General features: G+C 61.0%; 26 protein-coding genes. 18 read left to right on the plus strand and 8 right to left on the minus strand.

Annotated elements, in window-relative coordinates; genetic code table 11:
* Positions 1-47 precede the first annotated feature (47 nt).
* Positions 48-758, plus strand: coding sequence for a phosphonate metabolism transcriptional regulator PhnF (gene phnF, locus SULPSESMR1_RS02675; protein WP_089419445.1), 711 nt, complete (start codon positions 48-50; stop codon positions 756-758).
* A 315-nt stretch (positions 759-1,073) separates the two neighbouring features.
* On the opposite strand, the gene SULPSESMR1_RS02680 is transcribed toward phnF, so the two are convergent.
* Entirely contained in the window at positions 1,074-2,117 is a 1,044-nt protein-coding gene (locus tag SULPSESMR1_RS02680; protein WP_434223015.1) for an IS110 family transposase, read from the minus strand.
* Positions 2,118-2,457: 340 nt separating this feature from the next.
* Between SULPSESMR1_RS02680 and SULPSESMR1_RS02685 the strand changes: the two genes are divergently transcribed.
* Positions 2,458-3,012, plus strand: a complete 555-nt coding sequence (locus SULPSESMR1_RS02685; RefSeq protein WP_089419447.1) for a hypothetical protein — start codon at positions 2,458-2,460, stop codon at positions 3,010-3,012.
* Between the two features lie 467 nt (positions 3,013-3,479).
* On the opposite strand, the gene SULPSESMR1_RS02690 is transcribed toward SULPSESMR1_RS02685, so the two are convergent.
* Complete coding sequence (locus SULPSESMR1_RS02690) at positions 3,480-4,820, minus strand: NAD(P)H-dependent oxidoreductase (RefSeq protein WP_089419448.1); 1,341 nt, start codon at positions 4,818-4,820, stop codon at positions 3,480-3,482.
* 155 nt (positions 4,821-4,975) lie between these two features.
* On the opposite strand from SULPSESMR1_RS02690, the gene SULPSESMR1_RS02695 reads away from it, so the two are divergent.
* The 3 genes from SULPSESMR1_RS02695 to SULPSESMR1_RS02705 are packed head-to-tail and all read left to right on the plus strand — an operon-like array spanning position 4,976 to position 7,627.
* Complete coding sequence (locus tag SULPSESMR1_RS02695) at positions 4,976-5,827, plus strand: transketolase (protein ID WP_089419449.1); 852 nt, start codon at positions 4,976-4,978, stop codon at positions 5,825-5,827.
* Positions 5,824-6,861 carry a transketolase family protein gene (locus SULPSESMR1_RS02700; RefSeq protein WP_089419450.1) on the plus strand — a complete coding sequence of 346 codons (1,038 nt, stop codon included), beginning with the start codon at positions 5,824-5,826 and terminating at the stop codon, positions 6,859-6,861. The genes SULPSESMR1_RS02695 and SULPSESMR1_RS02700 overlap by 4 nt, the downstream gene beginning before the upstream one ends.
* A gap of 10 nt (positions 6,862-6,871) precedes the next feature.
* Positions 6,872-7,627, plus strand: a complete 756-nt coding sequence (locus SULPSESMR1_RS02705; protein ID WP_089419451.1) for an SDR family NAD(P)-dependent oxidoreductase — start codon at positions 6,872-6,874, stop codon at positions 7,625-7,627.
* A gap of 90 nt (positions 7,628-7,717) precedes the next feature.
* Here the strand turns inward: SULPSESMR1_RS02705 and SULPSESMR1_RS02710 are convergent, their stop codons facing one another.
* From SULPSESMR1_RS02710 to SULPSESMR1_RS02720, 3 genes are all read right to left on the minus strand, one after another.
* Positions 7,718-8,218, minus strand: a complete 501-nt coding sequence (locus SULPSESMR1_RS02710) for a GNAT family N-acetyltransferase (RefSeq protein WP_089419452.1) — start codon at positions 8,216-8,218, stop codon at positions 7,718-7,720.
* 164 nt (positions 8,219-8,382) lie between these two features.
* Positions 8,383-9,351 carry a LysR family transcriptional regulator gene (locus SULPSESMR1_RS02715; RefSeq protein WP_089419453.1) on the minus strand — a complete coding sequence of 323 codons (969 nt, stop codon included), beginning with the start codon at positions 9,349-9,351 and terminating at the stop codon, positions 8,383-8,385.
* Positions 9,348-10,043 (minus strand): GntR family transcriptional regulator, encoded by a 696-nt coding sequence (locus SULPSESMR1_RS02720; protein ID WP_089419454.1) that lies wholly within the window; start codon positions 10,041-10,043, stop codon positions 9,348-9,350. The genes SULPSESMR1_RS02715 and SULPSESMR1_RS02720 overlap by 4 nt, the downstream gene beginning before the upstream one ends.
* A gap of 212 nt (positions 10,044-10,255) precedes the next feature.
* Here SULPSESMR1_RS02720 and SULPSESMR1_RS02725 point away from each other — a divergent pair, with 212 nt between their 5' ends.
* From SULPSESMR1_RS02725 to SULPSESMR1_RS02755, 7 genes are all read left to right on the plus strand, one after another.
* Entirely contained in the window at positions 10,256-11,275 is a 1,020-nt protein-coding gene (locus tag SULPSESMR1_RS02725) for a TRAP transporter substrate-binding protein (RefSeq protein ID WP_089419455.1), read from the plus strand.
* A gap of 108 nt (positions 11,276-11,383) precedes the next feature.
* Positions 11,384-12,193, plus strand: coding sequence for a TRAP transporter small permease subunit (locus SULPSESMR1_RS02730; RefSeq protein ID WP_089419456.1), 810 nt, complete (start codon positions 11,384-11,386; stop codon positions 12,191-12,193).
* Positions 12,194-12,197: 4 nt separating this feature from the next.
* Positions 12,198-13,793 carry a TRAP transporter large permease gene (locus tag SULPSESMR1_RS02735; RefSeq protein WP_089419457.1) on the plus strand — a complete coding sequence of 532 codons (1,596 nt, stop codon included), beginning with the start codon at positions 12,198-12,200 and terminating at the stop codon, positions 13,791-13,793.
* A gap of 107 nt (positions 13,794-13,900) precedes the next feature.
* On the plus strand, positions 13,901-14,944 hold the full coding sequence (locus SULPSESMR1_RS02740) for a Gfo/Idh/MocA family protein (RefSeq protein ID WP_089419458.1): 1,044 nt from the start codon (positions 13,901-13,903) through the stop codon (positions 14,942-14,944).
* On the plus strand, positions 14,945-15,871 hold the full coding sequence (locus tag SULPSESMR1_RS02745) for a DMT family transporter (RefSeq protein WP_089419459.1): 927 nt from the start codon (positions 14,945-14,947) through the stop codon (positions 15,869-15,871).
* A 20-nt stretch (positions 15,872-15,891) separates the two neighbouring features.
* Positions 15,892-16,635 (plus strand): SDR family oxidoreductase, encoded by a 744-nt coding sequence (locus SULPSESMR1_RS02750; RefSeq protein WP_089419460.1) that lies wholly within the window; start codon positions 15,892-15,894, stop codon positions 16,633-16,635.
* A gap of 30 nt (positions 16,636-16,665) precedes the next feature.
* Positions 16,666-17,514, plus strand: a complete 849-nt coding sequence (locus SULPSESMR1_RS02755; RefSeq protein ID WP_089419461.1) for a fumarylacetoacetate hydrolase family protein — start codon at positions 16,666-16,668, stop codon at positions 17,512-17,514.
* A gap of 59 nt (positions 17,515-17,573) precedes the next feature.
* Here the strand turns inward: SULPSESMR1_RS02755 and SULPSESMR1_RS02760 are convergent, their stop codons facing one another.
* Positions 17,574-18,590 carry a sugar kinase gene (locus SULPSESMR1_RS02760; protein ID WP_250161465.1) on the minus strand — a complete coding sequence of 339 codons (1,017 nt, stop codon included), beginning with the start codon at positions 18,588-18,590 and terminating at the stop codon, positions 17,574-17,576.
* A gap of 36 nt (positions 18,591-18,626) precedes the next feature.
* On the opposite strand from SULPSESMR1_RS02760, the gene SULPSESMR1_RS02765 reads away from it, so the two are divergent.
* The gene (locus SULPSESMR1_RS02765) at positions 18,627-19,394 is read left to right on the plus strand and encodes an SDR family oxidoreductase (protein ID WP_089419462.1); all 768 of its coding nucleotides are present in this window, start codon (positions 18,627-18,629) and stop codon (positions 19,392-19,394) included.
* Positions 19,395-19,484: 90 nt separating this feature from the next.
* Here SULPSESMR1_RS02765 and SULPSESMR1_RS02770 read toward each other — a convergent pair whose 3' ends face one another.
* On the minus strand, positions 19,485-19,934 hold the full coding sequence (locus SULPSESMR1_RS02770; protein ID WP_089419463.1) for a winged helix-turn-helix transcriptional regulator: 450 nt from the start codon (positions 19,932-19,934) through the stop codon (positions 19,485-19,487).
* Between the two features lie 95 nt (positions 19,935-20,029).
* Here SULPSESMR1_RS02770 and SULPSESMR1_RS02775 point away from each other — a divergent pair, with 95 nt between their 5' ends.
* Both SULPSESMR1_RS02775 and SULPSESMR1_RS02780 read left to right on the plus strand, forming a co-directional pair.
* Positions 20,030-20,551 (plus strand): PaaI family thioesterase, encoded by a 522-nt coding sequence (locus tag SULPSESMR1_RS02775; RefSeq protein ID WP_198362845.1) that lies wholly within the window; start codon positions 20,030-20,032, stop codon positions 20,549-20,551.
* 4 nt (positions 20,552-20,555) lie between these two features.
* Entirely contained in the window at positions 20,556-21,968 is a 1,413-nt protein-coding gene (locus SULPSESMR1_RS02780) for an MATE family efflux transporter (protein WP_240311284.1), read from the plus strand.
* A 2-nt stretch (positions 21,969-21,970) separates the two neighbouring features.
* Here SULPSESMR1_RS02780 and SULPSESMR1_RS02785 read toward each other — a convergent pair whose 3' ends face one another.
* Positions 21,971-22,759, minus strand: coding sequence for an IclR family transcriptional regulator (locus tag SULPSESMR1_RS02785; RefSeq protein ID WP_089419464.1), 789 nt, complete (start codon positions 22,757-22,759; stop codon positions 21,971-21,973).
* Positions 22,760-22,886: 127 nt separating this feature from the next.
* Between SULPSESMR1_RS02785 and SULPSESMR1_RS02790 the strand changes: the two genes are divergently transcribed.
* From SULPSESMR1_RS02790 to SULPSESMR1_RS02800, 3 genes are all read left to right on the plus strand, one after another.
* Positions 22,887-23,834, plus strand: a complete 948-nt coding sequence (locus tag SULPSESMR1_RS02790; RefSeq protein ID WP_089419465.1) for a tripartite tricarboxylate transporter substrate-binding protein — start codon at positions 22,887-22,889, stop codon at positions 23,832-23,834.
* A gap of 63 nt (positions 23,835-23,897) precedes the next feature.
* Positions 23,898-24,437, plus strand: coding sequence for a tripartite tricarboxylate transporter TctB family protein (locus SULPSESMR1_RS02795; RefSeq protein WP_089419466.1), 540 nt, complete (start codon positions 23,898-23,900; stop codon positions 24,435-24,437).
* 12 nt (positions 24,438-24,449) lie between these two features.
* The gene (locus SULPSESMR1_RS02800; RefSeq protein ID WP_089419467.1) at positions 24,450-25,973 is read left to right on the plus strand and encodes a tripartite tricarboxylate transporter permease; all 1,524 of its coding nucleotides are present in this window, start codon (positions 24,450-24,452) and stop codon (positions 25,971-25,973) included.
* The last annotated feature ends 22 nt before the right edge of the window (positions 25,974-25,995 follow it).

Raw genomic sequence — 25,995 nt, forward strand, 5'->3', positions numbered from 1 at the left:
CTGTTCCGTTCCGCAATCCCCAGCTTTGTGAAGATTTGGTGACACCCATGGCCCGCACCCCGATCTGGCAATCCATCGCCGCCCATCTGCGCGATGAAATCACCGCAGGGCAGTTCGCCCAAGGCGACAAGCTGCCGACCGAGGCGGCGCTGTCCGCGCGCTTTGGCGTCAACCGTCACACGGTGCGCCACGCGCTGGGAGCGCTGGCCGAGGAGGGCGTGGTCTATGCAAGGCGCGGCGCGGGTGTGTTCGTGACGCAGGTGCCGACGGATTATCCCATCGGCAAGCGCGTGCGCTTTCACCAGAACCTGACGCTGGCGGGGCGGGTGCCTGCCAAGGAAATCCTGTCGCTGGAAACCCGCAGCGCCACGGCGGTCGAACGCAAGACCTTGGCGCTGGCCGAGGGGGATATGGTGCATGATTACGAGGGACTGTCGCTGGCCGATGACCAGCCTGTCGCCCTGTTTCGCAGTGTCTTTCCGGCGGCGCGGTTTCCTGATCTGCTGGCGGACCTGCAAGCGACACGCTCTGTCACGGCGGCGTTACAGCGTGGCGGCGTGGCAGATTACACCCGCGCCTCGACCCGGTTGAAGGCCAAGCTGGCCACGGCGACCCAAGCGCTGCACCTGCGCATCTCCGAGGGCGCACCGGTACTGCACACCACAGGCATCAACGTTGATGCAGGTGGCGTGCCGGTCGAGTTCGGGAATACCTGGTTCGCGGGGGACAGGATCACGCTGACGCTGGAGGGCGGGTAGGGGGATCAGTGGGGTCAGGTGGAGCAAGAAAGCTGTTGATGCTGAAGCGCGCAAGGGATGGATGTACCCAGCCCGAATGTATGTACCGGCTGCTATTCGCAATCGAGAAATTGGCACGATTTCGGAAGTCGCTCATATGTATCCGGCCTGTTGATCGGCTCGTGGGCCGTGGCCTTGATGGGGTTACGCACGCGCCGTGGTCTCATTAGCGGATAGGTCGATTTTGACCATTCGGGCTGTCAGACTCTGGGTGCGTATTTTCTCCGTTCCATGCTGTCCTCTCTTTCGCGAACTCCTTGGTGACCGTGGAAGACGTCAGATCGCTTCCATGGCCGCGTCTCTTGGTGCGTCGAACTGGGTGCCGTGGCGCAGAAGGCTCCAGGCGGTTCGTGCGAGTTTGTTGGCAAGCGCGATGGCCGCCTTGTTTCTGGGCATACGCGCCACCGCCTCGGTCAGCCACGGGCCAAAGCTGAAGTCGGACCAGCGGTGCGGGCGCATCATGATCACTTTAGCCGCCTGCACGAACAGCATCCTCAGGTAGCGACTGCCGCGCTTGGTGATCCGTCCGAGGATCGTTCGCCCGCCGGTGCTGAATTGTCGGGGCACCAGACCAACCCAGGCTGCAAAATCGCGCCCCCTGTCGAACGCCTCACCTTTGCCGACTGCCGCGACCATCGCCGTCGAGATCATTGGCCCGATGCCGGGTATCGTCATGATGTTGGCGCAGTTCTCTTCCGTGCGGCTGATCTCTTCGATCTCGCCGGAGACGTCCCCGATCCGTTTGTCCAGCCAGAGCCAGTCGCCGTAAAGCCCGATCAGGATGCCACGCATTCGAGGTGAGATCTCATCCCGACGCTGTTCGAGGATCGTTTCGAAGGAATTCTTCAGCGCCCGCAGCCCCGACCTGACGGTGATCCCCTGCTCGATCAGGAAGGCCCGGATCTGGTTGATGGTGGCCGTGCGCCGCGAAACCAGCCGTGCCCGGACCCGGTGCAGGGCCTGAAGGTCGAGCTGATCTTGGTCCTTTTCTGAAACGGTCCGAAGGTTGGGTCGCAACGCAGCTTCTGCGATCGCCTCCGCGTCGTTGTAATCGTTCTTCTGGCCCTTGTTGAACGGCTTCACGTAAATTGCCGGTATGATCCGCGGCTCGAACCCCATGCTCCGCAGCGTTCGGCTGACAAAATGGGCGCTGAGGCAAGCCTCCATTCCCACGATGCAGCGTGGGAGTTGCTCGAAAGTGGCATTCAGAGCCAAGCGCTTGATCTGCTTTCGGATGACCAGTTGGCCGGACCGGTCGAATCCGACCAGGTGAAACGTATCCTTCCCGATGTCGATCCCGACGACGGCAAGGTCTTCCAAACTTCCTGTCTTCTTTGCACACATGGCTACTTCTCCTTGTTGCGCGGTTGATCCCAGTTAAAGATAACCCAACGTTGGGGGAAGCAGCCGGCACATCCCATTAGCGGATCCACAGCCCTCGGCTCGAAATTTGCGATAGCTGACCTTCACCGCGCGGGTCGCGAACTGGTAAGATGCGGACTTTGCTGCCGTTCGCTGCGGCTGCACCAATGTCCGCATCTCACCACGCCGTTCATGTTTGAGCGGTCAAGTTGAGATCGTTGCATAAGGTCTCCGAGTTGATCAAAATCAGCCTCACAAATAAATTGAAAACTAACAAAGCTGGTTGAAGCCATAATCCATGAAAAAAATTCTTATGATTGCCGTAGCCGCATTCGTCATCTCAACCATGTCGGCACAAGCATGTAGGATGGCTACCGCCCTAAACATTGAAGATGTCTCATTTGCCGACGTCGTTGTTATCGGGACCGTCGAGAATTATGAGATAGTAAGAGATGTGGCCTTTCGCGAAGGAATGCTCTCAAATCCAGACCTGTCCGACAACCTTCGAGAATTGTACTCAGACCCAAACCAATCACTCCTAGGTGATTATGCACGATTTGAAGTGCTGGTTAGTGAGACAATCGTCGGAGGCGTTCCTCAGCGCTTCATGGCTACTTGGGATAATTCGACTTTTGGGGAGCCCGCATCGTTGTCCACCGAGCAACTTCTCATGGCATTTAGATATGCGCAAACGCCAATGCCGCCCCTACAAGGGCCAAGTGCAACAGTATTGCCGAATCCGGAGCCGCAACTACTGACAATCTTGCAGGCTCCGTGTGCTCCACCGTTCTTGTTTAGTAGCTCATCTGAGGCTGCCCAAAATGTTAGGGAAATCCTAGAGGTGAACCCTTAGCAACTCGGCCTTTGCAAGGGTTCCATTCTATCAATTCCCTCAAAGAACAAACAGTTCCAACGCCTTTTGTGATCAAGGCTGTTGAAAGTGGCGACGCTTAGTTGCCATTCGCTGCACTGCAAAAGACAGTCAACATGGGCTCACAGCCGCCGTTCGCCGCACTCTACACGAATGGCCGCTGTCGGGAAATGGCACAGACTTTGCAAACTCCACTTCCTGCGCATTGCGGTGTTCGTCTATGACGCAGCATACCACCGCCTTTCGCCCCGGTTGCATTCGCTCGGATGACGGGTTCGGTCCGGAAATGTGGTTCACAAAGGGCTCCCCCAATTGATCAGCATTTCCTCAACGGCATGTTGTGTTTCAAGCCTTGGCTGCACTGCCGAAGACCAGCCCGACTGCCCGTTGTGGGGTCAGGATGCTTTGAGCGTGACAGGCGGCGCGGCTTCTTGGGGGTGGCCTTGCGGTTATTCGTCCAGAAATGCCACCTGTTGCGCTCGCATCGCAAAGATATCCTTGTCGTCCACGATCTCGACATCGTCCAGACATACGATCTGGTCACGTTTCAGGGGGCGTTTCAGTTTGATGTGGTGCGCCAGACCGATCGGCAGGGCGTTCAGGCGGTGGGACTGGCGGGCGGGGATCGCTTTGGCCCAGACTTTGAAGCCGCCTTCGCCGTCCAGATAATCACCGGCGGCAAAGTCGCCCTTGGATGTGGCCACCGCATCGCCGCGCCAGCGGGTGGATGATCCTGTGGCCTCGCCGCGCAAACAGGCCGACAGCACCGAAACGGATGTTTCCAGCCCGATCAGGTGAAAGGGGCGCCACATCGAGCCGTACCAGCCTGTGGGATCTGTCAGCAGGCCGTATTGCTGGAAACAGGCGCGGGTGTAGTCGTCGGGCGCGCGAAAGGTCACGAACATGCCGTATTGGATGTTGTTCAGCACCACGCGCCCGTCGGGTTCGCGGCTGGATGCGATGTCGACCAGCCCCGGTTTGGCCAGCCTGCCGCCTTCGCTTTCGGGGCGGAACACTGTCGCCAGATCGTGCAGCCCTGCGGGATGGAAGGCCAGCCCGTCGTCCGGACAATCAAGGCCGGTGGCATTGGCGACAGCGGCCATTTCGATGGCGGCCTTGGTCCCGTCGGTGAACGAATTGTACATCTTGGGGTTAAAGTCGCCTGCGGCCACTTCTTCGTCGCTCCATCCGAAAAAGTCCCAGACCGTGTCGGGGGTAGAATAGCGGTAGGGCGGGGCAAAGTTCATGCCCTTGCCTGCGGCACACAGTTCGAATCCGCAGGCGTGGACCCAATCGACCAACTCGCAGATAGCGGCGGGCTGGTCGCCATAGGCCATGGAATAGACCACGCCCTGCTGCGCTGCGCGGTGTGCCAGAACGGCGCCGCATAGAACGTCGGCTTCGACGTTGACCATAATCACATGCTTGCCCGCGTCGATGGCGGCCAGCGCGTGACGGGTGCCTGCCAGCGGGTGGCCGGTTGCTTCGAGGATACATTCGATATCACCGCAGGCCAGCAGGTCTGCGACATCGTCGGTGATGCAGGTGGTGCCGTCGCGCACTGCACCGGCCATGCTGGTGGCGGCGTATCGCTCGGGGGACCAGCCGGTGCGCTCGAACGATCCGCGGGCTTTGTCCACGTCCAGATCGGCGACACCGACCACATGATAGCCGTCGATAAACCGCGCTTGTGCAAGGATCATCGAGCCGAATTTTCCTGCGCCGATCAGGCCGACGCGCACGGGGCGGCCCGCGTCGCGGCGTGCGGCAAGAAGCGATGACAGGTTCATGATGTGTCCTTTCGGTTATGTGTCCGGGGGACGCTAACACGGGGTGCGCGTGACAACATTGAAGCTGTGCTTACCGTGCAGTTAAGAATTTTTAATTGTTTAGCGGGCTGCCCCGATGCCATCTGGTGCCTGAACCAAAGGGGGAGGAGACAGCCATGAACACGGGCACAGCCAAGCATGGATCGAACGTCAGTCTGGCACGGCGCGCATGGGCGATCCGGCGCAACGCGTTGCGCATGGGCGAGGTGCAGGGGCAGGGATATATCGGACAGGCGCTGGGTGTGGCGGATGTGCTGGCGGTGTCCTATTTCCACGCGCTCAGCTATCGCCCCGACGACCCCGAATGGGAAGGGCGCGACCGCTTTCTGCTGTCGATCGGACACTATGCCATCGCGCTGTATTCCGCGATGATCGAGGCAGGTATCCTGCCAGAGAACGAACTGGAAACTTATGGCATGGACGACAGCCGGATGCCGATGTCGGGCATGGCCGCCTATACGCCGGGGATGGAGATCACCGGCGGATCGCTTGGACATGGCTTGGGCATTGCGGTGGGCATGGCGCTGGGGCTGAAGCGTAAAAAGAACCCAGCCTTTGTCTATAACATGCTGTCCGACGGCGAACTGGGCGAAGGATCGACCTGGGAGGCGGTGATGTCTGCCGTGCAGTGGAAACTGGACAACCTGATCGCCATTGTCGATTTCAACAACCAGCAGGCCGACGGACCGACGCGCTCGGCACTGGCGCAGGTGCCCGAGGCGGCGAAATGGCAGGCATTTGGCTGGTATGCGCAAGAGGTCGACGGTAACGATCTGGACGCGGTCGTAGCAGCCTTTGACGCGGCACGGGGCCACGATGGCGCGCAGCCCCGCGTCATCATCTGCAACACCACCATGTGCAAGGGCATTCCGTTTCTGGAAAGCCGTGAGATCACCCATTTTGTACGGGTTGAGCCCGAGGAATGGGCCAAAGCCTTGGAGATTCTGGACGGGGAGAAACCACAATGAAGCCGCAGGAACTGTCGCGCCGCCAGTCGAAATACACCGCCCGCACCGCGCCCGAGGGCGAACGCGTGGCCACATCCGCCATGATCGCGTCGCTGGATGCCGAAGGACGCGACACCATAGCCGCCCCCTTTGGTCACGCACTGGTGGATCTGGCCAAAACCCGCGAAGACATTGTGGGGTTGACGGCGGATCTGTCAAAATACACCGACCTGCATATTTTTGCCAAAGCGTACCCCGACCGGTTTTACCAGATGGGTATGGCCGAGGCGGTGATGATAAGCGCCGCCGCCGGACTGGCACGCGAGGGGTTCACGCCCTTTGCCACCACCTATGCGGTGTTTGCGTCGCGCCGCGCCTATGATTTCATCATCATGGCGATTGCCGAAGAAAACCTGCCGGTCAAGATTGTCTGCGCCCTGCCCGGACTGACCACAGGCTATGGCCCCAGCCATCAGGCGACCGAGGATCTGGCGATCATGCGCGGGATGCCCAACCTGACCATCATTGATCCGTGCGATGCGGTCGAGATCGATCAGGCCACGCGCGTCATCGCCGACACGCCGGGGCCGGTCTATATGCGGCTGCTGCGGGGGCAGGTGCCGGACGTGCTGGGCGAATATGGCTATCAGTTCAAGCTGGGCCGCGCGCAGATGATCCGCGACGGGCGTGATGTGCTGTTTGTGTCGTCGGGGCTGATGACCATGCGCACGCTGGACGCGGCCAAAGCGCTGCAAAAGGACGGTGTCGATTGCGCGGTGCTGCATGTGCCGACGATCAAGCCGCTGGATGTCCAGACCATCATCGCCGAGGCGTCAAAGGGCGGGCGGCTGGTGGTCACGGCCGAGAACCATTCGGTCACCGGCGGTCTGGGCGAGGCAGTGGCCGCGACCCTGATGCGGGCGGGGGTGCATGTGCCCTTCCGCCAGATCGGTCTGCCGGATGCGTTTCTGGATGCGGGGGCGCTGCCCACGTTGCACGACCAATACGGTATTTCGGTCAGCGCGGTTACGGCTGCGGTGAAATCATGGCTTTGAGGGGAATAAGATGAAACTTCTGGATGGAATGACGGCGATCATCACCGGTGCTGCCAGTCCGCGCGGGTTGGGCAAGGCCACGGCGCGGCTGTTTGCGCAGCATGGCGCGCGGGTGGCGATACTGGATCTGGATGCGGACGAGGCGGCAGAGGCCGCAGCGGACCTGCCGGGGCAGGGGCACACCTGGGGCGTGTGCGATGTGACCGACAAGGTGGCTTGCGAGACCGTGGCGGCGGATATTATTGCGCAGTGGGGGCAGGTGGATATTCTGGTGAACAACGCCGGTATCACCCAGCCGCTGAAGCTGATGGAGATTGCGCCGCACAACTACGACGCGGTGCTGGACGTGAACCTGCGCGGCACCTTGTATATGTCCCAAGCGGTGATCCCGCATATGCGGACGCGCGGGCAAGGCAGCATCATCAACCTGTCGTCGGTGTCGGCCCAGCGGGGCGGCGGCATCTTTGGCGGGCCGCATTATTCCGCCGCAAAAGCGGGGATACTGGGGCTGACCAAGGCGATGGCCCGCGAACTGGCACCCGCAGGCGTGCGGTCAAACGCGATCTGTCCGGGGTTCATCGCCACGGACATCACCGCAGGCAAACTGACCGACGAGATGCGCGCGCAAGTGCTGGAGGGTATCCCGATGGGCCGCGCAGGCACAGCGGACGACGTAGCGGGCTGTGCGTTGTTTCTGGCATCCAGCCTGTCGGCCTATGTGACGGGGACCGAAGTGGACGTGAATGGCGGTTCGCTGATCCATTAGGGGATTTGAATCTGGGAGTTTCACGGGCACGCCGAAACGTTCCGGGGGAAAACCGCAGCGAGGGTCCGATTTGAACCCGCTGCGATCTGTCTAACCGTAGTGTCGATAGACTAGATCTGAGGGATCAGGCCGTTGCGCGTTCGCATCCAGCGTCGCACCGAGCCTTTCCGCCAACCGAGCTGATCGAGCGTTTTCAGGGTCGATGTAACTCACCAGCGTCGTGAGGTGCCTGACGTCTCGACACCAGGTCCGGAGGGCGGTTGCAGCTTCGTATGCGACGCCGCGACCCTCCGCCTCAGGATAGAGTAGCCAGCCCAGTTCCCATTCTGGGAAGAGCGGCCCTGAATTGATTCCAACTTGTCCGAGGCATTCGCCGTCGGCAGTGTTCTCAATCATAAGACCACCGCACCCGAACAGGCTCCATTGAGCGTGATCGGAACAAAACATTCCCCAAGCACCGGCGAGGGAGAAAGGCCCACCCATGTAGATTGATCGGTCTGAAGTCATAACACGATGATAGCCGGTCCAGTCTTCTGCTCGCATAGGCCGCAAGGTCAGGCGGGGGGTCTTAAGCGTAGGAATCACAGTCATAGGTAGCCCTTTTTGTCATGCTTAGGATATCCTCATCACAGATCAATGTCGGCTTCGTTCTGCACAACAGCCATAGTCTACCTGCAAACTCAGGGTCGTTTCGGCGTGGGGTTGGCAGGAGGATTCGGCCTTCCAACTTCGGTGGATGTCACTGGTATTGCCCCCTAAAGCGGGCGTTGCTGCCATGCCGCTTGCGGGATGATGTCTTCGACTTGCATCCCGTGGAGCGCCATCAGAGCGGCCATATCGTTTGCGTGGGCTGCGGCCTGCGCCTCGGCCCAGCCCAGAAAAACCTGAATGGGGCGGCGTTTGACAAAACGTGCGGGGCAGCGGGCCCAATGGGCGGGGAAGCGCAGCACCGGCAGATGCGGGCAGACCGGCACCAGTTGCCCCGCCTGCATTTCTGCCGTGGCCAGCGCCATTGATTCCAGCACAACGCCCGCACCGTCCAGTGCAAGCTGGATCGCCATCGACGAGCGGTCCATCAGCACGGTCTTGCGGTTGTTGGCCCCCGTCACGTCATTGTGCCACAGCCAGAAATCCCATTGCACATGCGCGCGCGGGCTGTCGATCAGGCGGGCGTGCGACAGCGGGTCGCCGGCGGGCAGGCTGGCCAGATAATCGGGATGCGCCAGCGGCAGGATGTGATCGTGAACCAGCGGTTTGCACCACAGCCCCGGCCAGTCGCCGGTGCCATAGCGGATGTCCATGTCCATGATCTCGCGGTCGAAATCGGTGGGGTCGGGGGCGGCATCCACGCGCAGATCCCAGTCGGGATAGCGTGTCAGAAAATCGGCCAGACGTGGCCCCAGCCAGCGCACGCCAAAGCTGGGCGAGACGCGCAGGTTCAGCCGGTGCGAGGTGCGGGTGCGGCCCAGATTGGTCTGCGCGTCGGTCAGCATCCGCAGGGCGGTGCCTGCGGTCTGGGCCAGCAATTCGCCCTCCAGTGTCAGGCTGAGCACGCGGCCGGTGCGGCGGAACAATTTGACGCCCAACTGCTGTTCCAGCAGTTTGATCTGCTGGCTGACGGCAGAGGGCGAGACGGACATTTCCTCGGCGGCGCGGGCCAGACTGCCGCGCCGTGCCACGGCTTCGAAATAGGGGAGCGCGTGCAGGTTGGGGGCGCGGCTCATGGTGGCCGCGCTCGGTCCGGGCCTGTGTCGGTGGAGGTGTTGGCGTCCAGTTCTTGCCGGATCACGTCGATGATGTCTTCGCCCAGATTGTCGAGATGCACGCCAATGGCTGCGCGAATCTTGTCGGGATCATGGGCGCGTAGGGCCGTAACGATGTCGCGGTGGTGTGAAATCACCCGCTCGCGGTTGCGCCGTTTGACCGCTGCCAGAAATCGTGAACGCCAGAGCCGCGCCAGAAAGGTGCGATGAATCTCGGCCAGCGGTGCATTGTGCGAGGCCCGCGCGATGGCCGAATGAAAGCTCATGTCGATCTCGAACAGGTCCAGCGGGTCTGCGGTGTCAAACAGGTCTGCCATCTGGTCGACGATCTGTTCGATCTCGACGATGTCTTCTTCGGTGGCCCGGTGGCACGCCAGTTCGCCCGACAGCTTTTCCACAGCCAGCAACACTTCGACCTCGTCCGAGACCTGTTTGATCGAGGGGATCGACACGATCGGGCTGCGGGCGGGGCGCAGGTCGACCAGACCTTCTTTGGCCAGAATTCGCACCGCTTCGCGCAGCGGTGTGCGGCTTACGCCCATCTCGGTTGCGTTGTCGCGTTCTTTGATGCTGGCGCCGGGTGCAAGCTTGCCGCGCAAGATATTGCGGCGCAGCTGGTTCGCGATCTGCTCGGACAGTGGGTTTTCCGTCATGCTGTGTCCATCAAGAGGGGAGACCAAAGGGGGTACCGTAAGCCATACGGGCAGGTCTTGTTCGGAATTTGGTATACCGAAATCTGTTGATTGTCGATATGCGACTCGCTAGGGTCGCTCAAGATGGTATACCATCTTAGCCAACTTCTGGTTGTAAGATGTTGGAATGAAAAAGCGGGCGGCGTAAATGTCGCTTAGGGAGGAAAGACACTATGAAACTCAAGACACTTTTGATGTCGACTGCGGCGGCTGCCATGGTTGCCGGCACTGCATTTGCCGAGGATGTGACACTGCGCATCCAGACCCACTATGCGACCGAACATCCCACAGGCAAGCTGCTGGCCCAATGGATCGACGATGTACAGACCATGTCCGATGGCGGCATCACGGTTGAAATGTTCTATTCTTCTTCGGTGGTTGCGACCACCGAGACATGGGACGCCGCAATCAACGGCATCCTTGACTGCGACGCGACGGGCGGCGCCTATCAGACCGGCAAGAACCCTGCGTTCCAGTTCGTCGGTGACATCATGGGCGGCTATGACACGCCTTGGCAGCAGTACAGCTGGCTGTATTACGGTGACGGCTATGCCGCCGCACAAGAGCTTTATAACGCACAGGGTATGCAGCTGATCGGCTGGTCGATTTACGGTCAGGAATCACTGTCTTCGTCCAAGCCGCTGGCAGGCTTTGAGGACATCAAAGGCTGGAAATTCCGTTCGCCTCCCGGCATGGAGACCGAAATTTTCCAAGAGTTGGGCGCATCGCCCATCGTGATGGATTTCACCGAAATCTTTACCGCGCTTGAAACAGGTATCATCGACGGTGCCGACGCATCCGGTCTGGCCAACAACGTGGGCCTTGGACTTTATGACATCGTGAAACACGCCACCTATCCCGGCTTTCACTCGATGCCGTCGGACCATCTGGCGTGTAATCAGGACGTTTGGGATGGTTTGACCGAGCAGCAGCGTCGCATCATAGACACCGCATGGCAAAAGTTGTCGTTCCAGGTTGCCCTGGCCAACGAAAAAGCCAACGCCGAAGCCGCCGCCGCGCTGCAGGAACAGGGTGTGACACTGTATGACTGGTCGCCCGAAGATCGCGCCGAGTTCCGTCGCGCAGCCCAGGTTGCATGGGACGACTGGGGCACACGTTCGCCCGAGGCAGCCGCATTGCTGGAAAGCCACAAGACCTACCTCAAGCAGTTGGGTCTGCTGAGCGGAGAGTGATCTGATACAAGACGAACGTCTGACGTCAACACCGAAGGCGGGCCTGATTGGCCCGCCTTCTTTCACCGGATTGTAGACGTCCGGGAACACCATGTGGGGAGACAGGTGATGCAGGGAAATTCGCTTTGGCTGGGCCGGATGCGCGCGCCAATCAAAACGGCGATGATGGGGTTCGTAGGGCTGACGGTTGTGCTTTATGTGCTGCTGATCGGGCAACGGCTGTTTTTGGAAGAATCCTACGGGATGTACGAGATGATCCGACCCGCAGGCAGGCCGCTGGTGCAGGTGATGCTGGTCAGTCTGATCGCGGCGCTTGTATTTGCCTCGCTGTTTTTGTCGGACACCAGGGGTGCGATTGAAACATCCCCCGACGGGTTCTTTGATCTGGTGTCGGTGGTGCTGGGGCGACTGGCGATGATCATGACGACCTTTGTGGTGCTGGTCATGTTCTACGAGGTCGTGTCGCGCTATGTGTTTGCCAGTCCGACGCTGTGGGCGAACGAGCTTTCACTTTGGATCGCGGCCTTTGTGTTCTTGCTGTCGGGGCTGTATGCCATGCAGCAGCGCAGCCACATCCGCATCTACATTATCTACAACATGATGCCCCGCTGGGCGCGAAAGGCGTCTGACACGGTTTCGGTTCTGCTGATCGTGGGCTTTACCTTTGCGTTGGTCTGGGGCGGCTACACGGATGCCTCCAAGCGGTTCTTGCGGATGGAAACATTCGGCACAGCATGGGATCCGCCAATTCCGGGCACCATTAAGCCCGCCATTTTGCTGCTGATTGTCATTGTGGCCATTCAGGCCGTGTCGAATCTGATTGCCGATTGGCACAAAGATCCAGAAGCACACACCCCTATGGATGAGATCGACGAGACAGAGATCGAAAACATTCGCCGCACGTTGAAAGAGGACTGATACTATGGTCGATATCGGCACCCTTTCCCTGATCATTCTGCTGGCGATGTTTGCGCTGCTGGCGATTGGTATGCCTTTGGGCTTTGCCTCGGCCTTTCTGGCTGTTGTGACGCTTGCTTTGAAATTCCCGCCCGACCTGTTGTTCGGCACCTTCGGGCGTGGCCCGTTGTCGGTGCTGGGGCAGGCGGTGTACCGGCAGATGACGAACTATGTTCTTATCTCCGTGCCGTTATTTATCTTTATGGCGGCGATGCTGGAACGATCTGGCATTGCGCGGGATATGTATTCGTCGCTGAACGTCTGGCTGAGTCAGGTGCGCGGCGGCATCGCCATTGTGACGTCAATCATGGCGGTCATCATGGCGGCGATGTCGGGAATCATCGGCGGTGAAGTCGTGTTGCTGGGGCTGATCGCGTTGCCGCAGATGTTGCGGCTGGGCTATGACCGCAACCTTGCCATCGGCACGATCTGTGCGTCCGGATCATTGGGTACGATGATCCCGCCGTCGATCGTTCTGATCTTTTACGGTCTGGTGACCGAAACCAGCATCAAGGCGCTGTTCACCGCGTCGTTCCTGCCGGGGTTCATGCTGGCGATGTTTTTCCTGATCTACATCGTGGTGCGTACCCAGGTGAACCCGTCGCTGGCACCTTTGCCTGCGCCCGTACCGGGCGAGCCTAAAGGCCGCGACAAGGGGCTGATGTTCCTTGGCTTCCTGTCGCGTTTCACTCTGTGGCTGGCTGGTGTCCTGATGGTGCGGGCGCTGTTCTTTACTGTCACCGGCGAAAACACAATCCGCGAAGGTCTGGACCCGATCCCCTTGGGCATGGTTTCGGACATTCCGTGGATTGCTGCGACATTCGCGCTGGCGCTGGTTCTGATCTTCTTTGTGGTGGGCCGCGAGCGTACCAACAAAGGGTGGGCAATGGGCAAGGGTCTGATTGCGCCGATTGTCGTGATCGGGGTTGTTCTGGGGTCGATCTATGGCGGCATCACGGGCATCACCGAAGCGGCTGGCATGGGCGTAATCGCCGTGTTCGTGATCGGGATGCTGCGCCGCGAAATGACCTTTGACATCGTCTGGGACAGTCTGATCCGCACGTTGAAATCTACGGGCACCATCATCTGGGTGACCATCGGTGCGGCTGCACTGGCGGCAGCCTATACACTGGTGGGGGGGCCGACTTATGTGGCCAACCTGATCGTGGGTGCGGACATGCCGACAATGGGCATCATTCTGGTTATGATGGTCGTGTTCCTGATCATGGGGATGTTCATGGACTGGGTTGGCATCGTGTTGCTGATCATGCCGGTGTTCCTGCCCATCGTGATGCGTCTGCCAGCCGAGGAAATCGGATTTTTGGGCAGTGTCGATGCACGCTATATCCCGATCTGGTTCGGTGTGGTGTTCTGTATGAACATGCAGGTCAGTTTCCTGTCGCCCCCCTTTGGGCCGGCAGCGTTCTATCTGAAATCCGTGGCTCCGCCCGAGATTTCGCTGACCGACATCTTCCGTGGCTTCCTGCCGTTCATTGCGCTGCAATTGCTGGCTTTGTCGGTGCTGCTGGCATGGCCGCCGATCGTCACGATCTTCCTCTGACCCAAAGGGGCGCGGCATTTGTTGCCGCGCCCTGACCACACAGGAGAAACCCATGTGGTTGATCGCAAGCCTGCTACGAAGCGTCAGTGACCAGTGCATGTTGTCTGATGCCTGAACCTGTTGCTTTATGTGTGATCGGCGGTGGTGCCATCGGCCAACGTCATATTAGCTGTGCGCTGGCGTCGCAGGCCGTGGCACTGACCTCGGTGGTCGAGCCACATGCCCCGCAGGCTGCCCGTCTGGCAGCCCGAGGGGTGACAGTGGTGCCCGAGCTGAGTGCCGTGCCTGATCACACCCGCGCTGCCATTGTCGCCACGCCTACCGCAAACCACGCGGCCACCGCGCTGGCCTGTCTGGAGCGTGGCTGGGCGGTGCTGGTGGAGAAACCGATCACGGCCAGCTATGCCGAAGCCGTCGCGCTATGCGATCGCGCCGAAGCCTTGGGCCTGCCGCTGATGGCAGGCCACCACCGCCGCTGTCACCCTTTCGTGGGCGCGGCGCGCATGCGTCTTGCTGCTTTGGGCGATCTGGTAGCGGTGCAGGGCATCTGGTCCTTGCGCAAACATGACAGCTATTTTGATCCCGCTTGGCGGCGCAGTGCGGGGGCGGGGCCGGTGCTGACCAACCTCAGCCACGAGATCGACCTGCTGCATTGCATCGTGGGGCCGATCACCCAAGTGACGGCTATGACCGCCAACGCGGTGCGCGGGTTCGAGGTCGAGGATACCGCAGCGCTGGCGTTTCGCTTTGCGAATGGCGCGTTGGGGTCGTTCGTCCTGTCGGACGCGGGTGCATCGCCTTGGGCGTTTGAGGCAGCGACCGGCGAAAACCCCGATATTGCCGTGCGCGGCGATGATCCGGTGCGGCTGATCGGGACCAAAGGCGCGATGGGCTTTCCATCGTTACAATCTTGGGCAGCAACGGGAGAAACACCGCCCGATTGGCACAGCCCTCTGGACCTCTGTGCTGGTCCGTCCTACCCAGCAGTGGACGGTATCGCCGCCCAGATCGACCGCTTTGCCGCAGTGGTGGCAGGCGGGACCGATCCGATCCTTGCCACGGGGCGCGACGGGGTGCGTGCCATTGCCGTTCTGGACGCCGTTGCAGCGTCGGCACGGTCCGGGCGCACAACCGACGTAGAGGGACTTTGAATGCCGCATATCGTACAGCCACGCGAGGAACGCACAGCAATGGGGCTGGCGGCAATGGCAGGTGCCGTGCTGTTCTTTACCCTGATCGACAGTTCGGCCAAATGGCTGGTGCTGGCGGGACTGCCCGCACTTCAGGTGGTGTTTGTGCGCTATGCTGTTCACTTTCTGCTGGCACTGGCGGTGTTCCTGCCCCGCGAGGGCCGCGAGGCACTGGTGTCGATGGCGCCGGGCAGGCAGATTTTGCGGTCGGCGTTTTTGTTGGGCAGCACGGCGCTGAATTTTAACGCGCTTTATTATCTGCCGATCACTGTGACCACGACGATCATGTTTGCCGGACCCATCGTGGTGACGCTGTTGGCGATCCCGCTGTTGGGCGAACGGGTGGGCAGGCACCGCATCATCGCGGTCTGCGTCGGCTTTGTCGGTGTGCTGGTGGTGATGCAGCCGTGGGGGGCCGAATTTCACCCCGCGATGTTCCTGAACCTTGGCGCGCTGATCTGTGCGTCGCTGTATTTTCTGATGACGCGCCTGCTGGCAGGGATTGAAAGTAACGCCACCAGCCAGACGTGGTCTTCGGGGTTGGCGACGCTGTGCATTGCGCCTTTTGCCCTATCGTCGTGGATGTGGCCACAAGCGCCTGCCGACTGGGTGTTTTTCCTGCTGGTGGGTGTGTTTGGCGGCACCGGACATATTCTGGCCACTTGGGCGCACCGGATGGCCGATGCGTCAATTCTGGCGCCGGTGGTTTACATCCAGATCGTTCTGGCCGCCATTGCAGGCATCGTGTTTTTCAACCAATGGCCGACAATCTGGACGCTGGGCGGCGGGCTGATCATCATCGGCGCCGGTTTCTACATTTGGCAGCGCGAGCGGATTTTGGGCAAGCGCGCAGCGATCGATAAGGCGGCAAACATCGCACCGCATTGATTTTACAAGGGAGAACGAGAATGGGCAGACTGGAAGGCAAACGTGCATTGATCACCGCCGCAGGGCAGGGGATTGGCCGTGCAAGCGCATTGGCAATGGCCGCCGAGGGGGCGCAGGTTTTTGCCACCGACATCAGCGCCGAGGCACTGGCCGCGCTGAAAGGTGACGGCATCGAGACGATGGTGCTGGACGCCCGCGACACCGACAGCGTGAACGCAGGCGTGGCCAAGGCGCAGCCCGATGTGTTGTTCAACTGCGCGGGCTTTGTGCATCACGGCACGGTTCTGGACGCGGGCGACGACGAATGGGACTTTGCCTTTGATCTGAACGTGCGGGCGATGTTCCGCACCATCCGCGCCGCCCTTCCGGGCATGGTCGAACGCAAATCGGGGGCAATTGTGAATATGTCTTCGGCCTGCTCGTCGATCATCGGAGCGCCGAACCGGTTCATCTATGGCACCACCAAGGCGGCTGTGATCGGGCTGACCAAATCGGTGGCGGTGGATTACATCAAGTCGGGCATTCGCTGCAATTGTATCTGCCCCGGCACCGTCGAAAGTCCCAGCTGGCACGATCGTGTGAAAGCATTGGGCGAAGAAATGGGCAGCTACGAGGCGGCCTTGGAAGCGTTTGTGTCGCGCCAGCCGATGGGTCGCGTAGCCAAGGCCGAAGAGATTGCCGCGCTGGTCGTGTACCTGAGCAGCGACGAAAGCGGATTTACCACCGGACAACCGCATGTGATCGACGGCGGCTGGTCGGGTTAACACTACAACATCAAGAAGAAGGACAAATTTATGAAACTGCTACGTTATGGTGATGCGGGCGCTGAAAAGCCGGGGATGCTGGATGCGGATGGCACGCTGCGCGATCTGTCCGGTGTCGTGGGCGACATTGCGGGCGATGTGCTGTCGGATGCGGGGCTGGCCAAGCTGCGCGCACTGGACCCTGCCAGCCTGCCCGTGGTCGATGGCAATCCGCGCCTTGGCCCCTGCGTGGGCAACATTGGCAAATTCTGTTGCATCGGTCTGAACTATTCCGACCACGCCGCCGAAACCGGTGCCGCGATCCCCGAACATCCGATCCTGTTCATGAAGGCCAACAGCGCCATCGTCGGCCCTAACGACATGGTGATGAAGCCGCGCGGCTCGACCCACACGGATTGGGAGGTCGAGCTGGGCGTGATCATCGGCAAGGCCGCAAAATACGTCTCGAAAGAGGACGCGCTGGACTATGTGGCGGGGTATTGCGTCATCAACGACGTGTCCGAACGGCATTATCAGACGCAACTGACCGGCCAATGGACCAAGGGCAAAAGCTGTGACACATTCGGCCCCGCCGGCCCGTGGCTGGTAACCCGCGACGAGGTGGAAGACCCGCAGGAATTGGCGATGTATCTGGATGTGAACGGCAAGCGGATGCAGACCGGAAACACCAACACGATGATTTTCACCGTGGCCGAGATTATCGAACATCTCAGCGGGTTGTTCACCTTGCAGCCGGGTGATGTGATTTCGACCGGCACACCTCCGGGTGTGGGCATGGGGATCAAACCCGAGCCTGTCTATCTGGAAAAAGGCGATGTGATGGAACTGGGCATCGACGGTCTGGGCGTGCAACGTCAAGAAGTCGGGCAGGACGCCTGACCGGATCTGCGGTGTATGAAACGGCCCCGCGTGTTGCTGCATGCGGGGCCGTTTTGGGTTTAAATCTCGATGATTGCACCCTTGTGGCCGATCACCCGCGCGGCCAGATCGTGGCCAGCCTGCAAGGCTGCGGCTTGTCCACTGCCGCGGGCGCGCTCGAACAGATAGCCTGCGTTAAAGCTGTCACCGGCGGCGGTGGTGTCGACGACTTCAGTCGCGGGGGTGAAGGTGATGCCAGAGGTGCTGCGCGTCAGATCAAACGGCCCCGCGGGTCCGCGTTTGAGCGCGCCGTCGGTCAGGCCAGCGGCATCCAGACGGGCCAGAACCGCGTCTTCGGTGGTGTCGCCATGAATGGCCATTTCGTCATCGACAGAGGGCACCGCAATGTCCGTGACAGTCCACATGGCATTGTTCACATCAATCGCGGTTTGCGCGTTTTCCCAAAGACGCGGGCGGTGGTTGCTGTCATAGGCCACAAGCCCGCCGTTGCGGCGGTATGCGGCCAGCGCGTCGATCAGGCTGCTGCGCACGGGGGCGGGCAGGATCGCCAGCGTGATGCCCGACAGATAGGCCAGATCGAATTGCCCCAGCACATCCAGCCCGACGGTGCAGGGTGTGCTGAACAGGGTGCGCGCGGCACTTTCGGACCGCCAGTAGGTAAAGCTGCGTTCGCCCGTTGAGTCGGTGTCGATGGCGTAAAGCCCGATGTTGCGGTCGGCGCGGCGTTCGATGTGGGCCGTGTCGATGCCAAAGTGCTTCATATGCCCAACAACGCGTTGCGAGAACGTGTCCTGCCCCAGTGCAGTGACATAGGAAACGGTGCAATCGGACCCGCGCGCCAGTTGCGCCAGATAGACCGCGGTGTTGTAACTGTCGCCCGCGACGTTCAGCGTGGCATCGCCGGTCTGCTGGCTGACGATTTCGATCATGACTTCGCCAATACAGGCAATCTTGGAAAACGGCTTCATGGCACCTCGGATTGTGTCGCCGGTGAAGGCGTTGTTGCTCTTGGAAATGGTGGCGCTATCATAGCGGGTGAAGCGCCTGGGTAAAAGCGCAAGGAGGGGGTAAAACATGACAGTAATGGCGAAAATGACGGTATGGGTGCGGCTATGAACGGGCTTGCCGGATTTGACCTGAGCGGCAAGGTGGCGCTGGTGTCTGGATGCAAGCGTGGCATCGGCCGCGCGATGGCCGAAGCGCTGGCGGCTGCGGGGGCGGACATCATCGGCGTGTCCGCGACGTTGGAACCTGAAGGCAGTGCGGTGGCACAAGCGGTTGAAGGTCTGGGGCGCAGGTTCACGGCCTATCAATGCGATTTTACCGACCGCGCGCAGGTGCGGGCATTTGGCGCTGCGGTGGTGGCTGCGGGTGTGCCGGATATTCTGGTGAACAATGCGGGCACCATCCGCCGTGCGCCTGCGGCAGAGCATTCCGACGAGTGGTGGGACGAGGTGATCGAGGTCAATCTGTCGGCGCAGTTCGTGCTGTCAAAGATCATCGGTGGTGCGATGGTGGCGCGCGGGTCGGGCAAGATTATCTTCACCGCGTCGCTGCTGAGCTTTCAGGGCGGGTTTACGGTGCCGGGCTATGCCGCCAGCAAGGGCGGCATAGCGCAACTGACCAAGGCTCTGTCGAACGAATGGGCGGGGCAGGGCGTGACTGTGAACGCGATTGCGCCCGGTTATATCGCCACGGACAACACGCAGGCCTTGCAGGATGATGCCGAGCGCGCTGGTGCGATCTTGCAGCGGATTCCGCAAGGACGCTGGGGGCGGCCCGAGGATTTGGCCGGACCGGTGGTGTTTCTGGCCTCGGGGGCGTCGGATTATGTGAGCGGCGAGGTGCTGGTGGTCGACGGCGGCTGGATGGGCCGGTGATGCACCCGATCTGAAGGCCGCTGGCGCGACGGTTTTTCAAAGGGGGTGCTGGTCCCGGAGTATCAGAATTTTTCTCTTAAGATCAATTTATTAGGTGGATTCCCGCCGCTGGGCGATAACGGATCGCGGGGTGATAGGCGCACCGGTGTTGGTGTCGATCATTGCAGGCTTGATCGGTGCGCCGGTGTCGCGCGAGACCAGCGTGACGGATGAGCCGCCTTTGACGGGGACCGCGTCATTGGCCCAGTCAATCAGCGATACAAACACCGGATAAAGCGCCTTGCCCCGATCGGTCAGCCTGTACTCATAGCGCAGGGGTCGCTCTTGATAGGCCTCGCGGCGCAGCACGCCTGCGGCTTCGAGGGTGCGCAAGCGGTCGGCCAGAATGTGGCGGGTGATGCCCAGACGCTCTTGCATTTTGTCGAAGCGGCGGATGCCGAAGAAACATTCACGCACCACCAGCATGGTCCAGCGGTCGCCAATGACGGACAGGCCGCGGGCAACGGGGCAGGGGTCGGTTCCAAGATCATTCCATTTCATGTTTTGACTCTACACCAAGTTGACAGGTTCCGAAAGAGAACTTACTAGTTAGTTCTGATATAGAACTGACTTGCCTGTTTGCAAAGGAGCCTGCCATGATCGCCACCACTGTTACCCACAAGACCCGAAGCTATGACTATCCGATGCCCGCTTTTGATCCGGTCGCCGCGATGCAGATGTCGGGACTGGAGTATTTGCAGGCGCTGACTTCGGGCCGGATCGGGGCCGAACCTTCGATAGGGCCGACCGTGGGGATGCACATCCCACACGAGTTGGGCGAGGGGCGCGCGGTGGTCGATGCCACCCCAAGTGATTTCGTGTTGAACCCGATGGGCGGGGTCCACGGTGGTTTTGCTGCGACGGTGCTGGATTCGGCGTTGGGGCTTGCGATCCACACGATCTTGCAGGCGGGCGAGGGGTTCTCTACCGCCGAGTTGAAGGTCAACTATACCCGTGCGATGGGGCCGACTGCGGGGCGGATGCGGGCAACGGGTACGCTGATTCACCGTGGCCGGCAGATGGCCACCGCCGAGGCGCGGCTTGTGGGTGTTGAGGATGGCAAGCTTTATGCCCATGCAACGACCACCTGTTTCATCTTTTCGCTGCACAAAGGCTGAGCCCATGCCAGACACCGCCACCGCGCCCCTGCGTCCTGCGATGAACCTGCCCGACGCTACGGCGGCTGCGCGCGTCGCACGCACGCACAGGCTGTTGAACGGCCCCATCGGACCGACGCTGGCACGGCTGGCGGCCCCCAATGTGCTGGCGATGTTTGTCACATCGGTCACCAGCATTGCCGAAGCCTATTTTGCGGGGCGGATGGGGGTGAATGCGTTGGCTGGGCTGGCCTTGGTGTTCCCGCTGATGATGTTGACGCAAATGCTGGCGGCGGGTGCGATGGGCGGGGCCATCTCGGCAGCGGTTGCACGCGCGCTGGGGGGCGGGGATACGGCGCGCGCCAGCGGGCTGACGCTGGCGGCATGGATCATCGGTGTGGTTGCGGCGGCAGGGTCGGCGGTGCTGATGGCGCTGTTTGGCCGTGCGGTTTTCACGGCACTGGGGGGCGATGCGGCGGCGGTTGCGGCGGCCCTGTCCTATGCGGGTGTGTTTTTTCCGGGCTGTATTGCGCTGTGGCTGTGCCACGCATCGCTCAGTGTTATTCGTGGCACCGGCAACATGGCGATGCCGTCGCTGCTGTTGTTCGTGGTGTCGCTGGGGTCGATTCCGGTATCGGGGGCGCTGGCGTTGGGCTGGGGGCCGTTTCCGGCATGGGGCATGGCGGGGCTTGCGGCTGGGCTTATCGTGTCCAACGGCGCTGCGGGGCTGGTGGCGATGGCGATGCTGCTTGCAGGGCGCATGGGGCTGAGCATGGACGGTGCGCTGTCGCGACTGCGCGGCGAGATGTTCCGCGACATTCTGCGGGTTGGTGTCATTGCATCGGTGAACTCGGCGCAGTCGGTTCTGACCATCGTGCTGATGGTGGCGCTGGTCGGGCGCTTTGGCACGGCGGCGCTGGCAGGCTACGGGCTGGGCGCGCGTTTGGAGTTTCTGATGATTCCGGTGGTGTTCGGAATTGGGGCAGCCATGACGTCGATGGTGGGCGCCAACATCGGTGCGGGCAACACAGCCCGTGCGTTGCGGGTGGCGTGGACTGGCGCAATTGCCGCTGCCGTCATCGTCGGGGGCATCGGCGCATTGGTTGCGGTCTTTCCGGACCTGTGGCTGCGCATCTTCCTCGATGCTTCCGACACCGCGACGCTGGAGGTTGGCCGTGCCTATTTCCGAACGGTGGCCCCGTTCTATGCGTTCTTTGGGCTGGGTCTGGCGTTGTTCTTTGCCAGTCAGGGTGCAGCGCGGATGATGTGGCCAGTGATGGCCAGCCTGTTTCGCATGGCGGTGGCCTTTGGTGTGGCGCTGTTGTTGATACAAGTCACGGATCTGGGCGTACGGGGTGTGTTCATCGGCGTGGCCAGCGGGATGCTGGTGTACGGCGTGGTCACGGCGGCGGCTGTCTGGATCACCCGCTGGCGGTGACGTCAATTGCCGCCTGCGGGTGCTGTCGGGAGGGTGCCGCCAAGTTGCTGGGTGACAGAGGCAGCAGCGGCGCGCACCTCTTGCACGATGCGCGCTTCGACCCTTGCGTCAAAGCGCGAGGCCACGGCGGCCACGGCCACCGCGCCGCCCAGCACGCCGTTTGGTCCAAAAAACGCAGCCGCTGTGCCCATCACATCATTTTCGAACGACCGGTCGGCACGTGCAAAGCCTTGGGCGCGGGCACGCGCCAGTTGATCGTTGAATAGTTGCGGGTCAACAGTGGTGCTGTCGGTGAACTGCTGGAATGCCGAATGGGCCACCAGATCGGCGCGCTGTGCGTCGGGCAGATGGGCTGCAATGACTATCCCCGAAGCCGTGGCGTGAACGGGCAGGGGAATCGACGGGTCGATATAGACTCGCGTGGCGCGGTCCGGTTCGCTGATCTGAACAGTCATCAAGATGTGCCCTGTCACCACCGTAGCATGGGCGGTTTCACCGGTGTTGGCTGCCAGACGGTCCATTTGCGGCTGCAAAAACGCCATCAGGGGAAAGCTGCGTTCGCGGATGCGGGCGTAGGTCGCAGGGGCAAGGCCAAGCCGGTAGCGCTTGGTCTCAGGGCTTTGTTCAATGAATCCATTGCGTTCCAGCGCGGTCATGCAGCGCAGGATGGTTGTCTTGTCGTAACCCGCCAGCCGGGACAGCTCGCTTAGGCCGATCTCGGGATGCTGCACAGAAAAGTAGCGCAACAGAGCCAGCGCCTTGTCCACCGTGCTCATTGACGTCTTCGACATCGGGCATTCTCCAGCCTTGGGGGTTGTACGTGTTGACAGGTACACGACTTGGCGGCATCATTCCTGAACCAATGGTAACAATAGTGTACCGATAAGAAATAGCGGTCAACCCCGCAGGGAGAAACTGATGAAGACTTTCACCAAGACCATTCTGGCGACCAGCACAGCGCTGGCCTTTCTGGCGGCGCCCATCGCAGCTGTGGCCGAATACCCCGAAAAACCCGTGTCGTTCGTTGTGCCGTGGCCTCCGGGCGATCTGGAGGACGTGCTGACGCGCATGATCGCCGAGGATTTCCAAACCAAATACGGCGTGCCCGCAGCCGTGGTGAACAAACCCGGCGGCGGCGGCGGCCCATTCCCCGGTGCGGTCGAAGTGGCGCTGGCCCCCGCTGACGGCTATACCGTTGGATCGTTCATCATCGCGGTTCCGGTTGTCGGCCCCGACATCGGCATCCCCGAACTGAGTCCTAACCCCTTCGAGCCGCTGGGCACCTTTCTGACCTATCCCTTTGTGATCGTGACCGGCAAAGACGCGCCTTATGACGACATTGACGGGCTGGCGACCTATGCCAAGGAGAACGATGTTGTTCTGGGCCACTTCGGTGCGCCGCTGGTGCCGACCAAGGTGACGATGGCACTGGCTGCGTCCAAGGGGTTCTCTTATGCGTCGGACGCTGCGTTTGACGCGCTGGACTGCAACACGCTGGCCTCGGGCGATGTGGATGTGATGAACACCACGTTGCAACAGGTTATGCCGTGCCTTGATGACCTGAAGGTTCTGGCAGCGGTCACTGACGAGCGGATCAGCATTGTGCCGGACGCGCCCACGGTGGGCGAACTGGACCCGAAGCTGGCGATTTCGCTGTGGAACGGTCTGTTTGTACACAAGGACACACCGCAAGATGTGCGTGATGCTCTTGTTGCAGTGGCCAAGGAAACAGTGATGTCCGACCGCGCACAGCAGTTGGCCGCGGACACCGGTGCGCTGGTTTACTGGGAAGATGCCGACCAGTCGCAAGCGCGGATCGGACGCGACATCGACACGCTGGCCGGTATCAACGCCACGCTCGAGTAAGTCCGCACCGGCGTCGCCCCAAGGGCGGCGCCGTTCCTTTTTGCCGCCGGAGATTGCCGCACCATGACCCGATTCAAAGGGCTGCAAGAGTTGTTCAAACGATACCGTCGACCGGGGGACGTTGTCTTCGCTTGGGTCTTCTTGCTGTTTTCGGTGTTTCTGCTGACCCAACTGGACACGCAAAGCCCGTGGAAACAGGGCGGCAAGATATTTTCGCAGCCTGCGTTCTGGCCGACGGTGTCGATTTACCTGATGGTCTTTTTCTCGGCGCTGCACCTGTTGTCATCCGTGTTGTCACCGCGCCTGCACGGGCGCTGGGGCGAGGTCTGGCAATGGGTGCGCACGCTGGAATATGCGGGCTGGTTCATGGCCTATGTTTTGTCGGTGCCGGTGGCGGGCTATCTGCCCTGCACCGTGGTTTTTGCAGTGCTGCTGGCGTTGCGGGCGGGGTATCGCCAGCTTGGCACATTGGCGGGCGCAGCCGTGATGGGGGTGGTGATCGTCGTGGCGTTCAAGGCGTTCTTGCAGGTTAAGATCCCCGGTGGTGCGGTCTATGAATACCTGCCGACTGGCCTGCGCGCCTTTATGCTGACGTATTTTTAAGGGGCGCGGACAATGGATGTATTCGTTTCAGCCTTCGGCCTGCTGATGGATTGGCAGGTGCTGCTGGCGCTGCTGGCGGGATCGGTTGGTGGCGTGATCATCGGCGCGATTCCGGGGGTTGGCGCGGCGGTGGCGATTGCCATTTTGCTGCCCGCCACTTTTGCCATGCCACCGCTTGTGGGCTTGACGATGCTGCTGGGTATCTATGGATCATCCATGTACGGCGGCGCGCTGCCTGCGGTTCTGATCAACACGCCGGGGACGGCGGTGAACGCGCTGACCACCTATGACGGTTATCCGATGACCCAGAACGGCGAGGCGCGGCGCGCTGTGGCGCTGGCCTATTCGGCATCGTTCTTTGGCGGCATCTTCTCGATCCTCTGTCTGATCCTGCTGGCCCCGCTGTTGGCCAAAATCGCGCCGAACTTCGGCTCGCGCGAGATTTTTCTGGCAGCGCTGCTGGGCATGATCCTTGTTGTGCTGGCGCACCGCGGCCAGACTTTTGCTGCCGGTATGCTGGCAACCTTCGGGATTTTTTTGCAAACCGTGGGGCTGGAGCCGGTCAGCTATTCGCGCCGTTTCACCTTTGACCAAAGCTGGTTGACGTCGGGTGTTGATCTGATCGTGGTGGTGCTGGGGCTGTTCGCGCTCAGTCAGGCGTTCCTGTTGCTGGTGCAGCCGGATGAGCGGCCCAGAATGGCGTCTATCAGCGGTTCGCTGTTCTCGGGGCTGAAGGAGCTGTGGCTTTACAAGCGCGTGGCTGCAGTCTCGTCCACGTTCGGTGTGCTGATGGGCATGATCCCGGGGGTAGGCGAATTCACTGCACAGTTCATGTCCTATACCTATGCGCAGAAAACATCGAAAACGCCCGAACAGTTCGGCAACGGCGCGCCCGAGGGGCTGATTGCATCCGAGGCCGCGAACAATGCGGTGCCCGCCGCCGCGATGATCCCGCTGCTGGCGCTGGGCATTCCGGGCGAGGCGCTGACCGCGATGATGCTGTCGGTGTTCTATGTGCACAACGTTGTGCCCGGCCCGCAACTGTTTCAGGGGCAGATGGATTTTGTCATGGCGCTGTATCTGGCGCTGTTGATCCTGAACGTGATCGTGCTGGCCTTTTTGATGGTGTCGACCAATGCGTTGGCGCGGATCATCGAACTGCCCACGCGGCTGATCGGGGTGGCGATCCTGCTGCTGAGCTTTGTGGGGGTCTATTCGCTGCGCAATTCGATCACCGACTGCGCCATTGCCTGCGTGTTCGGCGTGTTTGGCGTGGTCCTCAAGCGGCTGAACCTGCCCATCGTGCCGATCATCCTTGGGATGGTCCTGGGCAACATCATGGAGGTCAAGCTGCGGTCGTCGATGCCACGGGTGAAAACCCCGTTGGACATGATCGACCGGCCTATTGCGATGATTATCTTTGCGATGATCCTGCTGGTGATCGCGCTGCACATCCGCACCCTGATCCGCGAACGCCGCAATCCGCCACAGAACACCGATACCGACATCCACCTGACCCAAGACAGCGATTATTGACCGCGCGGACACCGGAGCATTC

The sequence above is a fragment of the Pseudosulfitobacter pseudonitzschiae genome (assembly GCF_002222635.1).
In the GTDB taxonomy this organism is placed as follows: Bacteria; Pseudomonadota; Alphaproteobacteria; order Rhodobacterales; family Rhodobacteraceae; genus Pseudosulfitobacter; species Pseudosulfitobacter pseudonitzschiae_A.